The organism is Paenarthrobacter sp. AT5 (assembly GCF_032764245.1).
Lineage (GTDB): Bacteria > Actinomycetota > Actinomycetes > Actinomycetales > Micrococcaceae > Arthrobacter > Arthrobacter ureafaciens.
Map to the genome: position 1 here is coordinate 2,949,194 of NZ_CP136441.1, position 14,034 is coordinate 2,963,227.

The 14,034-nt window shown below is 65.0% G+C and carries 10 protein-coding genes; 4 read left to right on the forward strand and 6 right to left on the reverse strand.

The window, feature by feature from the left end; genetic code table 11:
- Positions 1–12 precede the first annotated feature (12 nt).
- The 3 genes from RI444_RS13580 to RI444_RS13590 all read right to left on the reverse strand — a co-directional run bounded on the left by RI444_RS13580 (position 13) and on the right by RI444_RS13590 (position 3,316).
- Positions 13–831 carry an MBL fold metallo-hydrolase gene (locus tag RI444_RS13580; RefSeq protein WP_242703042.1) on the reverse strand — a complete coding sequence of 273 codons (819 nt, stop codon included), beginning with the start codon at positions 829–831 and terminating at the stop codon, positions 13–15.
- A 200-nt stretch (positions 832–1,031) separates the two neighbouring features.
- Positions 1,032–2,144, reverse strand: a complete 1,113-nt coding sequence (locus tag RI444_RS13585; protein ID WP_021470912.1) for a branched-chain amino acid aminotransferase — start codon at positions 2,142–2,144, stop codon at positions 1,032–1,034.
- Between the two features lie 119 nt (positions 2,145–2,263).
- On the reverse strand, positions 2,264–3,316 hold the full coding sequence (locus RI444_RS13590; protein ID WP_021470913.1) for a 3-isopropylmalate dehydrogenase: 1,053 nt from the start codon (positions 3,314–3,316) through the stop codon (positions 2,264–2,266).
- 117 nt (positions 3,317–3,433) lie between these two features.
- Here RI444_RS13590 and RI444_RS13595 point away from each other — a divergent pair, with 117 nt between their 5' ends.
- The 4 genes from RI444_RS13595 (at position 3,434) to RI444_RS13610 (ending at position 8,707) form a co-directional block, all read left to right on the forward strand.
- A complete protein-coding gene (locus tag RI444_RS13595) occupies positions 3,434–4,618 on the forward strand; it encodes a sensor histidine kinase (protein WP_207604485.1) in 1,185 nt (394 codons plus the stop codon).
- A 76-nt stretch (positions 4,619–4,694) separates the two neighbouring features.
- Positions 4,695–5,336, forward strand: coding sequence for a LuxR C-terminal-related transcriptional regulator (locus RI444_RS13600; protein ID WP_375338561.1), 642 nt, complete (start codon positions 4,695–4,697; stop codon positions 5,334–5,336).
- A 90-nt stretch (positions 5,337–5,426) separates the two neighbouring features.
- On the forward strand, positions 5,427–6,221 hold the full coding sequence (locus RI444_RS13605) for an ABC transporter ATP-binding protein (RefSeq protein WP_207604483.1): 795 nt from the start codon (positions 5,427–5,429) through the stop codon (positions 6,219–6,221).
- 2 nt (positions 6,222–6,223) lie between these two features.
- Positions 6,224–8,707, forward strand: a complete 2,484-nt coding sequence (locus RI444_RS13610; RefSeq protein ID WP_207604481.1) for an ABC transporter permease — start codon at positions 6,224–6,226, stop codon at positions 8,705–8,707.
- 114 nt (positions 8,708–8,821) lie between these two features.
- Here RI444_RS13610 and metG read toward each other — a convergent pair whose 3' ends face one another.
- Genes metG through RI444_RS13625 form a run of 3 tightly spaced genes read right to left on the reverse strand, consistent with a single transcriptional unit; the run spans position 8,822 to position 13,980 of the window.
- Positions 8,822–10,381 (reverse strand): methionine--tRNA ligase, encoded by a 1,560-nt coding sequence (metG, locus tag RI444_RS13615; RefSeq protein ID WP_021470918.1) that lies wholly within the window; start codon positions 10,379–10,381, stop codon positions 8,822–8,824.
- Between the two features lie 36 nt (positions 10,382–10,417).
- On the reverse strand, positions 10,418–11,173 hold the full coding sequence (locus tag RI444_RS13620; protein WP_021470919.1) for an ABC transporter ATP-binding protein: 756 nt from the start codon (positions 11,171–11,173) through the stop codon (positions 10,418–10,420).
- The gene (locus RI444_RS13625) at positions 11,170–13,980 is read right to left on the reverse strand and encodes an FtsX-like permease family protein (protein ID WP_021470920.1); all 2,811 of its coding nucleotides are present in this window, start codon (positions 13,978–13,980) and stop codon (positions 11,170–11,172) included. Before RI444_RS13625 ends, RI444_RS13620 begins: the two co-directional genes overlap by 4 nt.
- Between the last annotated feature and the right edge of the window lie 54 nt (positions 13,981–14,034).

A 14,034-nucleotide genomic window follows, 5' to 3' on the forward strand; every position in this document is an offset into this window, starting at 1 on the left:
GTCAGGGCAGGCTCAGCTGCGCAGATAGTCCAGCTGCGCAGCAACGGAGGTCTCGGCCGCCCACCTGACGGACGGATCGACGTCGGCGTAAACAACGTCGGTGACCTCGGCGGCCGTAGCGGACCCGCCTACTTGGATCAGGGCAGCCCTGATCTGCGCCAGGCGTTGTTCCCGATGGTCCCGGTATTCACGGCATTTCTCGTCCAGCGCCGACAGGACCGGGCCATGCGCCGGGAGCAGCGTGGCCGGGCCCAGTGCTTCAAGCCGATCCAGGCTGGCAAGGTAGTCCCCCAGCCGGCCGTCCGGGTAGTCCAGGACGGTGGTGCCGCGACCGAGGATGGTGTCGCCGGTAAGTACCGAGCCCGTGGGACCATCCGTCGGCAAGTGGAAACAAAGTGAATCCGAGGTGTGTCCGGGAGTAGCGATGACCCTGATTTCCACGCCGCCGCCGTAAATGACCTCGCCATCACTGAGGGGCTCGCCCCCGTGGCAATGCTCGGGAAGGGCCGCGCGGACCGGCGCGCCTGTCAGCTCATGGAAGCGTGCCGATGCCTCGGTGTGGTCGGCGTGCCGGTGAGTGATCAGGACAACGTCCACAACGCCCGCAGCCGCAAGTGCTGCCAGGTGCTCCTCGTCCTCGGGACCGGGGTCAACGATCGCCACGTGCCCGGAACCCTCAGCGGCAATCACGTACGAGTTGGTTCCGTCCAGGCTCATCGGACCCGGGTTGGGCGCCAGCCTGAAGCGCGTCAGTTCGCTGCTCCGGGTCAACGGGGATGGCGCCGGGTGCGTGGAGGGCTGGTCAGTCGAAGCCGGGTCAGTGGAAGTCACCCGTCCATCTTCGCATCCGGGACGTGCCAGAGGAACGCGGGAAAATCCGTCGGGAGGTGACAGAGGAACGCGGGAAAACCGTCGGGAGGTGACAGAGGAACGCGGGGACGACGGCGGCCCCCGCCGTGGCGAGGCGTTGTCACCTCAAGCGGGGGCCGTCGTCGTAATTCCGGCCGTACCGGTAGTACCGGCAGTACCTGCTAGACCAGGCGGGTCAGCCAGCCGTGGCGGTCTTCGACCTTGCCGGTCTGGATTCCCAGGAGCTGTTCGCGGATGGCCATGGTGGTCTCGCCGGCTTTGGCGTCCTCGGAACCGATGAACTCGGTGGCGTCCTTGAGGACACCGATCGGGGTGATCACGGCTGCGGTGCCGCAGGCAAAGACTTCGGTGATCTCGCCGGAAGCAACACCGTCGCGCCACTCGTCAAGGGTGATCTTCCGCTCTGAGACCTCGCGGCCCATGTCCTTCGCCACCTGGATCACCGAGGAACGGGTGACGCCTTCGAGGATGGTGCCGCTCAGGGCCGGAGTGGCCAGCGAACCGTCCTTGAACACGAAGAAGACGTTCATGCCGCCGAGTTCTTCCACGGCGTCGTCGTTGAAGTGGTCCAGGAACAATACCTGCTTGCACCCGTTCGCTTCGGCTTCCTGCTGCGCGATCAATGAGGCAGCGTAGTTGCCGCCGCACTTGGCCGAACCGGTTCCGCCACGGCCGGCGCGGGCGTACTCACGGGAAATCCAGATCGACACCGGCTTCAGCTCCCCGCCGAAGTAGTTGCCGGCCGGGGAGGCGATCACGCGGAAGGAGACCTCACGGGCTGCCCGGACACCCAGGAAAGCCTCCGTGGCGATCATGAACGGACGCAGGTACAGCGCTTCCCCGTCTCCGGAGGGCACCCAGTCCTTGTCCGCCTGGACCAGCTCGCGGATGGCCCCGAGGAAGTACTCCTCAGGCAGCTCGGGCAGGGCCAGGCGGCGGGCGGACTTGTTCAGGCGCGCGGCGTTGGCCTCGGGGCGGAACGTCCAGACCGAACCGTCGGCGTGGCGGTACGCCTTGAGCCCTTCGAAGATTTCCTGTCCGTAGTGGAGCACGGCAGCTGAGGGATCCAGCATGATGGGGCCGTACGGTTCAATGCGGGCGTTGTGCCAACCGCCATTGCCTTCGGCGTCGACCTTGTAGTCGACGACGGCGGTGTGGTCGGTGAAGTAGTCGCCAAATCCCGGGTTTGCCAGGATGGCTGCACGCTCCTCAGCAGATTTCGGGTTGGCCGAAAGCTGCTGGCTGAATTCGACGCCATGGGCAGTCTGAGTCATGTTTCCTCCACAGTCAGCTACCTGGCAGTGCGAACCGCGGCCCCCAAAAGGGGTGGTTCAGCGATGGACCAAGGAAGCAGGTAAATAATTCAAGACAAGCTTACGCCTGAGTATTGGGCCTAAAGTGCTGCCGCAATGGCGTCGCCGATCGCAGCGGTGCTGCGCGGCTCGCCGGTGCGGGCTTCGACGTCGGCAATCACTGCCGCTTCGATCTTGCGGGCTGCCCCGGTGTAGCCGAGGTGCTCCAACAACAGCACTGCGGACAGGATCGCAGCAGTGGGATCAGCCTTCTGCTGGCCTGCGATGTCCGGGGCCGAGCCGTGGACGGGTTCGAACATGGACGGTGCGGTGCGGTCCATGTTGATGTTGCCTGATGCCGCCAGGCCGATACCGCCGGTGACGGCAGCTGCGAGGTCGGTCAGGATGTCGCCGAACAGGTTGTCCGTGACGATGACGTCGAAGCGGGACGGGTCCGTGACCATGAAGATCGTGGCGGCATCGATGTGCAGGTAGTCATGCGTGACCTCGGGGAACTCCTTGGCCACGGCTTCCACAGTGCGCTTCCAGAGGTGGCCCGCGTAGACCAGGACGTTGTGCTTGTGGACCAATGTCACGTGCTTTCGGGGACGCGCGCTCGCACGACGGAAGGCATCACGGACCACCCGCTCCACCCCATGGGCGGTGTTCAGCGACACTTCGGTAGCTACCTCATGCGCGGTTCCGCCGCGCAAGGTTCCGCCGTTGCCGACGTACGGTCCCTCTGTTCCTTCACGAACCACAATGAAGTCGATCTCGCCGGGGTTGGCCAGCGGACTGCCCACGGAGCTGTAGAGACGCGAGGGCCGCAGGTTGACATAGTGGTCCAGGCTGAAGCGCAGCTTGAGCAGCATTTCGCGTTCGATGATGCCTGAGGGAATGCGGGTGTCCCCCGGGGCTGCACCGACGGCGCCGAAAAGGATTGCGTCGCGTGTCCGAAGATCGTCGAGTACTTCGTCCGGGAGGGTCTCTCCTGTTTCAAGCCAGTGCTGGGCGCCCAGTTTGTAATGGGTCTGCTCAAGGGTGACGCCTTCGGCGGCAAGAGCCTTTTCCAGAACCTTGACGGCTTCGGCGATGACCTCGGGGCCGATACCGTCGCCGGGGATGACAGCGAGATTGATGGACGATGCATTCATAGGTCTATCTAGCCAAGTAATCCACATGCTGGTCAAAATCGTCTCACTTCTTGAACAGCATTGATGTCAGACCACGGCATGATGTGTGCGGCCCGGCGCAGCACTTAGAGTCATGGAGTGGATAGAAGGCACGCGATATACGAATGGTTCCGCACCAACCGCTTCACAGTGGACCTCACTGCCGCCATCATCCTCGTCCTCCTCTTCGGCCCTGTGTACCTGCTCGCCGGACGACCCTTCCTCTTCCTGTTGTCGTGCTGCCTCCTGTTGCCCCTCGCGTGGCGACGGACCCGCCCGGAGGTGGCGGCCGGCGTCGTGGTTCTGGTGTGCCTTGTCCAATGGGCGGCGGGGGCCGAGCCGGTGGCGGGGCAGATAGCGGTGCCGCTGGTGATCTATGCCACAGCGGCCTACGGACCGGCGTGGGCCAGCCGCGCCGTGCTGCTGCTGGGGCTGCTGGGCGGCGTGATGCTGACCACCCGCGAGTATTCGGGGTCGGCAGCTTCAGGCATCCTGGGCCTTACCATCGGAGCCTTGTACACCGTACTGATCTGGATGCTGGTGCTGGTGAGTTGGACCTTGGGCGACCTGACGCGCGTGCGACGGCTGCAACTGCAGGCGTTGGAGGACAGGACCCGCCGCCTGGAGATCGAGCACAACCAGGAACGCCAACTTGCAGCTGCCGACGAGCGCTCCCACATCGCGCGGGAAATGCACGACATTGTTGCCCACTCCCTGTCCGTGATCATCACGCAGGCGGACGGGGCCAGGTACGCGGCAGCCGCTAGACCCGAACTCGCCACCGAAGCGCTGGCCACCATCGCCGCAACAGGCCGCGACTCGCTCGCCGAGATGCGGCGGCTCCTTGGCGTGCTGCGTTCCGACGACGGCTCCCCCACTCGTCCGCAACCGCGCCTTTCGGACCTGGACGAACTACTCCTCGGCTTCAGGGCGGCCGGCCTGCAGGTGTCCTTCGAACAGAACGGAACACCGCGCCGGCAGTTGCCCGCCGGTGCCGAACTGACCGCCTACAGGACCATCCAGGAAGCCCTGACCAATGTCATTAAGCACGCAGGCCCCAGCGCCACCGCAACCTTGGTGTTGACGTGGCAAAACCGCGGACTGGAGATTGATATCAGTGACGACGGCCGGGGCGCCGCAGCCGATCCGCCCGTGCCGGGAGGCGGCAACGGCCTTCCGGGGATGGGCGAACGCATAGCCCTCTACGATGGTTCTTTGTCCGTCGGCCCGCAGCAGGGCGGCGGATTCCGTGTGTCCGCTTTCATTCCGTATTCGGAGGCTTGATCCTTTGCCCCACCTTTCTCCCCCTATCCGCGTAGCACTCGTCGATGACCAGCAGTTGGTTCGTAGCGGCTTCGGCATGCTCATCAACTCCCAACCCGACTTGGAAGTCGTGGCCGAAGCGGGCAATGGCATCGAAGCAGTCCAGGCCTTGAACGCCACGGCGGCCGACGTCGTCCTCATGGACGTCCGGATGCCGGGCATGGACGGGATCGAGGCAACCAGGAGGATCCTGGAACAGGCGGCAACCCAGCCGGAAGGCTCGCAACGGGCCGAGGTCAAGATCGTTGTCCTCACGACCTTCGACCTTGATGAATATGCCTTGGCCGCCATCCGCGCAGGTGCCAGCGGCTTCCTGCTGAAGGACGCCCCGCCGGAGGAACTGCTCGAAGCTATCCGCACCGTCTACCGCGGAGATGCCGTCATCGCGCCTTCCACGACGCGGCGCCTGCTGGACCACGTGGCACCCCTGCTGCGCATGCAAACCCCGGAGCAAAGCGAGCACGCGGCGGCTGTTGAGCGGCTAACGGCCCGCGAACGCGAAGTGTTCACCCTGATCGCGCAGGGGAAATCAAATCCGGAGATCGCGGCGGAATTGTTCCTGTCGGAGGCGACCGTCAAGACCCACGTAGGCCACATCCTTGCCAAACTGGGTGCCCGTGACCGCGTCCAGATCGTGGTGATCGCGTACGAAACCGGAGTGGTGTCCCCCGGGCTGTAACTCCCCTCAGACCACGGTATGAGACGAGGTGCCGGACTTTGGGCCCGTGGCCGGATCTGCTGGAGGGGTCCTGCCGCCTAGCGTGAAAACATGACAACTTTCACGTCCATGCCGCACCCTTCAACACCGGACCACCCAACACCGGCCGACGCCGCCGGGGCACGACCCGCCGTCGAGGCGTTCTCGCTGAGCAAAAGCTACGGCCGCGCCGACACCAAGGTGGTCGCGTTGAAAGACGTCAGTGTCAGCTTCGACGCCGGGAAGTTCACCGCGATCATGGGCCCTTCAGGCTCCGGAAAATCAACCCTCATGCACTGCCTCGCCGGGTTGGACTCTGCGGACAGCGGACGGATCCTCCTGGGCGGCACTGAGTTGACCGGGCTCAACGACAAACAACTGACTGCCCTCCGTCGCGAGCGGATCGGCTTTGTTTTCCAGGCATTCAACCTGGTGCCAACGCTCACTGCTGAACAGAACATCACCCTCCCGCTCGCCCTGGCCGGTAAAGACGTCGACGCTGGCTGGCTGGCAAGCGTCGTCACCACGCTTGGGTTGAAGGACAGGTTGCGGCACCGGCCCCACGAGCTGTCCGGAGGCCAACAGCAGCGTGTGGCCGTTGCCCGCGCGCTCTTGACGCGCCCCGACGTCGTTTTCGGCGATGAACCCACCGGAAACCTGGACTCCAAGGCCGGCGGCGAAGTCCTTGCGCTGTTGCGGCGCAGTACCCGGGAGATGGGGCAAAGCATCATCATGGTGACCCACGACCCCGTCGCCGCAAGCTATGCGGACAGGGTGGTGTTGATGAGTGACGGTGGCCTGGTGGGCGAGATCCACCAGCCCACCGCGGACTCCGTCCTGGCCGCTCTCGGCAAGCTGGGGGCCTGAGCGTGCTGCGAGTAGCCCTGTCCCAACTCAAGACCCATTACCGGCGCTTCATCGCCATCGGCTTGGCCGTGATGTTGTCCGTGATGTTCCTGTCGGCCACCCTGATGGTGGGTGCCAGCACCAATGCCTCGCTCGGGGCGAGCATTGGCGAGGCTTACCGGAACGCCGATCTGGTGGCGACGCCCAGGAACGGGAACCCGTTCAACAAAGCGGCGGTGGACGCCGCCGCGTCGTCGCCGGCCGTTGACCAGAGCTATGCCGAACGGTCCACCTACGTGACCTTCGAAGCAAACGGCGAGCAGTTCGGCCGGCTGCGGAACGCGGCGCCCGCCGGACTTGAAGGGGCCGAGCTGGTATCCGGCACAATGCCCCTGAAACCCTTCGACGTACTCTTGGACGCCAAGACGGCCCGGCACCTGAACCTGGACCCCGGCAGCACGATGGAGTTGCGGGGTTCCGGACCGGAAGAGAAAGCCATAGTCACGGTTTCCGGCCTGGTCCAACCCACGAATGATCCCTTCGCCTCTTCCGCCGCACAACTGATTGCCGGTGGGACCGTCCTCGATGCTGTCCTGGGCGCGGGGACAGGACATAGCGGGGCCCAATTCAGCGGGGTTCAATTCATTCTGAAGCCCGGCGAGGACGTTGCTGCCGCGAAGGAGTACATCACACACCGCATGGAAGCGGCCGGAGCCGAGGGGCCGGTCCTGCAAACGGCACAGGAAAAGGTCACCGCCACCGTTGCGATGTTAAGCGGAGGCCAGGACCAGCTCACCATCGTCCTGCTCGCCTTTGCCGGTGTGGCCATCCTGGTGTCCATGCTGGTGGTGTCCAATACGTTCTCCGTGCTGGTTGCCCAGCGCACCAGGGAATTGGCTCTGCTGCGCTGCCTGGGGGCGGGGCGCCCGCAGATCCGCGGCTCGGTGATCGTGGAAGCACTGGCGGTTGGTTTCTTTGCCTCGGTGCTCGGTGTCGCCGCCGCGGTAGGGGTCATGTCCGGCCTCGTCGCGTGGGCTGCAACCCAGCCCGGGCAAACGTTCGCCACGCTGGCCGTGCCGCCGTCGGCCGTTATTGCGGGGCTGCTTGCCGGTACCCTGCTGACCGTCATCGCCGCGCTGGTCCCCGCGAAGGCGGCCACCGCCGTCGCACCTCTTGCTGCCTTGCGTCCGGCCGATGACGCGTCTGTCCGGAACCGTCGCGGCAAGGTGCGGTTGGTACTGGGCGCGGTGGTCCTGGCCGGCGGAAGTGCCTTGCTGGCGTTTGGGAGCGCCTCGGTCTCCTTGGAGGTCGCCCTGCTTGGCGGCGCCGCTTCCTTCATTGGAGTTTTGCTCTGCTCCAGCCTCTTCATTCCGGCTGTGGTGTCCTGGGCAGGGCGGTTGGCTTCGCCGGCCGGGGTGCCCGGCAAGCTTGCCGCCGTCAACGCCACGCGCAACCCGGCCCGGACCTCGGCCACGGCTGCTGCTTTGTTGATCGGAGTGACGCTCGTGTCGCTCATGATGACCGGCGCGTCGACAGCCAGGCAGGCATTCAACAGCACCTTGGCCGAGACGTATCCCGTCGACTTGGCCGCGCCCACCGCCGTGGGTCCGGATGCGGGCGACGCGCAGCAGGCCCTGGACAAGATCCGTGCCTTGGACGGTGTCAGCGCAGCTGCCCTCCTTCAGCCGGTGGGCCGCCTCGCCGACGGGTCGGCGCCCGACGGCGGCGGCGCCATCTACGCCCTCGGCAGCGCCGACGCTTCTGCCGTGCTCCGGGACGAAAAACTTCGACCCGCACCCGCGAAGGTCTACCTGCCCGAGGACTCGCCCACCGGCCCGGCGTCCATCACGACGGCGGCCGGCACGGTAACCCTCGACGCTACGGTCCTCACGACGCGGCATATCCCGCCCTTCGTGGCCGATTCCACGATCACCGCCGGTCCGCTCACGGAAGCACCGGGGATGGTCTGGGTCAAGGTGGCGGACTCCGTGTCCGGCGAGCAGGTGCAGGCAATCCAAAAGAACATCGCAGCTGCCTTGGGCGTACCTGAGCGGACGGTCAGCGGCGCGGCCATAGAGCGGGCGACGTTCAACAGCATCATCGACGTGTTGCTCCTGGTGGTCACCGGGCTGTTGGGGATCGCGGTGGTGATCGCGCTGATCGGCGTCGCCAACACGCTGTCTCTGTCCGTCCTGGAACGCACCCGGGAAAACTCGCTGCTTAGGGCGCTCGGCCTGACCAAGGGCCAGCTCCGTGGGATGCTCGCCATCGAAGCCGTGTTGGTGGCCGGCGTGGCAGCCGTCCTGGGTGGTGGCCTCGGCATTGTCTACGGCTGGCTCGGTGCCCAGGCGACGCTGGGCGGCATGGCCGACGTCATTCCTTCCGTTCCGTGGGGACAGCTGGCGGCCGTGTTCGGCGTCGCCGTGGTCGCAGGCCTCCTGGCCTCGGTGGTCCCGGCCCGCCGGGCAGCGCGGTTGTCCCCGGTGGAGGGACTCGCCACCGCCTGACGCTCTGTCACATCACCACGCTTAAACGAAAACGCTCTTCCATCTTCCCCGGATCAACGGAGGGAGGTGGAAGAGCGTTTGCCGTGTGGTGGCGGTAGGTGAAAGAGCGTTCACCTAGGCTTCGGCGGGTTCCTCGTAGCGCGGGAACACCGGAACGGGTGCGGGAAGCTCCGTGCCAGGCTGGATGGGCGCCGCGATCGCGGTAAACAGGCGGGCAGGGCCTTCCGGCTGTCCCAGCACCTCAAGCAACTTGGCCGACGACGACGGCATGACCGGCTGGGCGAGGATCGCCACGATCCGGACCACCTCCAAGGTGACGTACAGGACCGTGTTCATGCGCTCGATGTCAGTCTTCCGCAGCACCCAGGGCGCCTGCTCGGCGAAGTAGGCGTTGGTATCCCCCAGCACCGTCCAAATGGCTTCGAGGGCGCGGCTGAACTCCTGCTTCTCAAACGCGCCGCGTGCCGTCTCCAGCAACTTTCCGGCTTGTTCGAGCAAGGCTTGGTCCTCGGCCGTGAATGCCCCCGGCACGGGAACCTTGCCCTCGCAGTTCTTGGCCACCATGGACAGGGATCGCTGAGCGAGGTTGCCGAAGTTGTTTGCCAGGTCCGAGTTCATGCGGCCCACGATTGCCTCGTGGTTGTAGCTGCCGTCGGCACCGAACGGTACTTCGCGGAGGAAGAAGAAGCGGCACTGGTCCAAGCCGTAACGCTCCACGAAGTCCCGTGGGGCAACGACGTTGCCGAGGGACTTGGACATCTTGACGCCGTTGTTGGTCAGGAAGCCGTGGATCATGACCCGCTTGGGCAACTCCAGCCCCGCGCTCATGAGGAATGCCGGCCAGTAAATGGCGTGGAACCGGGAGATGTCCTTGCCAATGATGTGCACGTCTGCCGGCCAGAACTTCTTGAACGATTCCGACTCCGTGTCCGGGTAGCCCGCGCCGGTGAGGTAGTTGGTGAGGGCATCCACCCACACGTACATGACGTGTTTCTCATCCCCGGGAACCGGGACACCCCAGTCGAAGGTGGTCCGGCTGATGGAGAGGTCTTCCAGGCCACGCTTGACGAAGCTGATGACCTCGTTGAACCGGGACTGCGGCGCGCCGAAGTCGGGGTGGGCTTCATAGAGGGCGAGCAGCTTCTCCTGGTAGGCCGACAACCTGAAGAAGTAGCTTTCCTCCGCCGTCCACGTCACCAACGTGTCCGTTTCCTTGGAGTAGCGGAGGCCGTCTTCCTTGACCACGGTATCGTCCTCGACGTAGTACGCCTCGTCGCGGACGGAGTACCAGCCCTCGTACTTGGACAGGTAGATATCGCCGTTGGCTTCCATCTTCTTCCAGATGGCCTGCGAAGCGGCGTAGTGGTCCGGATCGGTGGTGCGGATGAACCGGTCGTAGGAAATGCCGAGGTCCTGGCTCATCTGCTTGAAGGCAGCAGAGTTCCGGTCGGCCAGTTCCTTGGCCGTCAGGCCTTCCTTCTCCGCGGACTGCTGCATCTTGAGTCCGTGCTCGTCCGTTCCGGTCATGAAGAACACCTCATGGCCGTCCAGACGCTTGAACCGCGCCATGGCATCGGTGGCAATGACCTCGTAGGCATGGCCGATGTGCGGCACGCCGTTGGGGTAGCTGATGGCCGTGGTGATGTAGAACGGGGATTTCTCTGCAGACGTCACTCTAAGAAGTTACCTTTATTTTCAGCGGGAAGAAGCTTAGTTAAGCTCGGTCAGCGTATCGCTGAGCCGGACCAGCTCGTGGTCGTGTGACGCCACGAGGACGGCGATGCCGTCACTGGTGGTGTCCTTCAGGATCCCGATGATGCGGTTGGCCGCTGCGCGGTCAAGGCTCGCCGTCGGTTCGTCAACCACCAGGACGCGGGTGCCCAGGATGAGCGCGCGGGCGATCGCGACGCGCTGGCGCTCACCGCCGGACAGCTGGGCGGGACGGTGGCGCATCCGGCGGCCCAGGCCCACCAGGTCCAGGAGGTCCTTGGCCATTTCGGTGCGTTGTTCCACTTCGCCGTCCGGCACGGCGGGAAGCAGCACGTTCTCCAGGGCACTCATGCCCTCGATCAAGGCACCGCCCTGGTCGACATAGCCGATGAGCGCCCTGCGGCGGTCGGCGATCTCGTCGTCGCCCATCGACTCCAGCGACGTGCCTTCCCAAAAGACCTGGCCCGACGTCGGGAGGGTGAGTCCCGCGCTGACGGTCAGGATACTGGTCTTGCCGGAGCCGCTTCGACCGGCGATGCAGTGCATCTCGCCTGCGTGCAGCGTCAGGTTGAAGTCATCGACGACGTCGACTTCCTCGGCCCCGCCCTTGTCTCCGCCATAGTGGATGGTCACCTTGCGCAGTTCCAGCGGAGTGGCATGGTCCGTGGCCTTGACGATGGTGTTGGCCCGGGTCTGCAGCGACTCTTCCGTGGACTCCGGGGTGGCCGTCAGCTCGGTGTTGAGGTTGTCAGTCATTTGACTACTTTCGTTGCAATCGGAATCCAGCAAATTACGGCCAGCAGGCCGGCCAGCCCGGCCCAGAGGGCCGCATACGGGGCCAGGAGCAGCCCCAGTCCCAGCGCCCCGAGGACACCGAGGGGAAGGGCCACGGTACCTACCAAAGCGTTTTCGAAGAAGCGGACCTGGCCCAGCATGTCCGGGTTCCAGCCCATGGCCCGGAGGGTGCCCAGGTATTCGCGTTTGGCATGGAGTTCGAACCGCCCGGTGACAAGTGTCAGCAGCAGGCCGACCAAGACGCCGAACACAGCCAGGATCACGCTGGGCAGAGCGACACTTGCAGCCGCCAGGCCACTGAGGGCACTGGCACCGGCTGCCCGGGGAATGTCGATCAGCAGGGCGATCAGCGCGCCGACGGCTGCGCCGAACACTCCCACTGCCACTGCCAGCGAGACTGAGTTGAACTTGTTGGTGGTCAACTGCCGGTTGGCGAACGTCAGGGGTGAGTCCACGGTCACGAGGCGGTCGTCGTGCTGCGGCTCCTGGTCAATCACCACGCGGTGACGCAGCTGCTGTGCGGCCAGCAGGGCAGCTGCCGCGTAGATGACCAGCATGGTGGCGGACACAATGACCGTCGCCAGGTTCCAGCTCAGCAAGCTCAGGATGATTCCGGCAGCGGCGAGGGCAGCCGCACCGACGGCGAACTCCTCAAGCACCCAGGACCTGATGCGTTTCTGCGTCCACCCCATGGCGCGCAGGATTCCTGCTTCGCTTCTGCGCTGGCGGATGTAGCTCACGGTCGAGGCGCCGGTCAGGAGCGTGGCTCCAAGCAACGTCAGGAAGAGCAGGGTGATGTTGGTACCGGTCAGGGAACCGGATACAGCGTCGGCGGCATCCTGCCGTACCCACGACTGCTGGACCGTCCCGAGGGCCGATTCCTTGCCCGAGTCGTCCTTGCTGTAGCCGGGGACGAAGATGTTGACGTCCTCGCGGGCGGACCCGGCCACCACGGTTGCCTCCAGGCCGAGGGCGCGGATCTCCGAAGCCAGTTTCTCGACATCCGGCTGAGCCTGCTTCCAGTTTCCCGGGGCATTGGCACGAACACGGATGGCGTCGATGACGTTGGCATTGGAGTCGTAGCCGCGTGCGGCGGCAAGGCCGTAGTAGTCGGTGATCGCGCCGGCCGACTGGCTCACCAGGCCGGTGGCACTCAGTGAAGGCTTGAGCACGGTACCCTCGACGTCTTTTCCGTTCGCGTCCTTGGTGAGGGTCATCGGTGCCGGATCGTAGCCGCCCAGCGGAAGCTTGTTCACGTCGCCGGCTGCTGCCTGGACGTCACCGGGATTGAAGGTGCCGTAGACCATGGGCATCGGAGTAGCCGGCTTCTTGCCGGTCGCCAGGTCTTCGCGGTACGCGCGCTCTTCGACGGGCTTGCGCTGCGTCTGGTCGACCGCTGCCCCGAACGAAGACTTCTCCGGCAGGCGGTTGACCGTCACCCAGTCCCCCGGCGTGGCGGTCTTGTCGGAAGCACCGTTGGCGGCGTCGTCGCCGTCCTTGTACTTCGGTGCAGCAGCGAAAGCGGTGCTCCAGGTGGCCGGGTTGTAGAGGCCCTGGCTGAAGGAAGCGGTGCTGCCAAGCAGTTTGCTGTGATCGGTGGAACCCGGCCATTCCAGGGCGAACGGGGACTTCGATACGAACGGGAGGTAGTCCTTGTCCAGGGAACGGCTCACGGTGCCCACGTCCTTGAGGACCTTGCCGTTGGAGTCGATTTCCTCGATCTTCACCGAGTACTGCAGGTCCAGGGACGTGCCCGAGCGGACAATCAGCGGGATCGCCTGTGACTCGTCCGTCAGCAGGCCGTCACGCTTGGCCTGCTGGTACTGGGTCATCAAGGGGGCCCAGTACTTGAGCTTGACGCCCAGGAAGTCCGGGCCTTCCTCCAATTGCTCCATGCTCAAGCCGGTGGTGAAGAGGCTTTCGAAGTGGCGTCCGATTGCGCCCGCGTTGCGGGCATCGGCCGGCGGGGCCTTTTCAAGCGGTGCCAGGAAGTCTCCTGCCGTCCCAAGCAGCGCCCGTTCGGCCGCGGGATCGACGGCGACGACGGACTCCGTCACCTCGGGGGCCAGGGGAAGGGCCACCGAGAGGTTGAACAAGTTGTGCTCCGAGCCGAGCGCGGGGGCCGGGAACTTGATGCCCGTCTCCCCTTCCGGCCCGGCGATGCGGACGTTGGAGCCACCGGTGGTCTTTTCCTCAACCAGGCGGCCCTTGCCCAAGGTGCCTTCCGCGCTGGTCTTGAAGAGTGTCTGCTGGTTGACGCCATCAGAGCTGGTGGCCGTGGCCGTCAAGCGGTACTTCTTCGGGGTGTCCGACAATACCGATTCGGCTTCCGGCCATTTGGCGGAGTCCATCGCCGAGGGATCGCCTGCCGTGATGGCCCCGGCAAGGCCCGAGTTGTAGCCGAGGTAGTCCATGGCATTCAGGCGCGGCGCCTCGAGGTTCTGCGATACGCGGGAAACAAGGCTGATGGGTGCGGCAACTGCCGTGTTGCCCATGTTCCTGATTTTTTCCAGCTGCTCAAAGCTGATGCCACCCTGGCCGTTGGCAATTTCGGGTTGGATCAGGGCGCCGCCCTCGCCGTCCCCCTCCTGGTCCGGCTTTGCCTGGACCAGGATGTCGTAAAGACCCCGCGAGTTCTCATCCACAGTCCTGTTCAGGGCCGCCTGCGACTGGCTCTGGACGACGACGGACAAGCACATGGCGACGATCAAAATGGCCGCGGTCAGCAGCAGCACACGGCTTCTGATGAACCTTTGGACGGCGTTCATTGGGCTCCCTGAGACCTTGATTGCGGGCGCGCACACATGGACCGCGACCCTTCG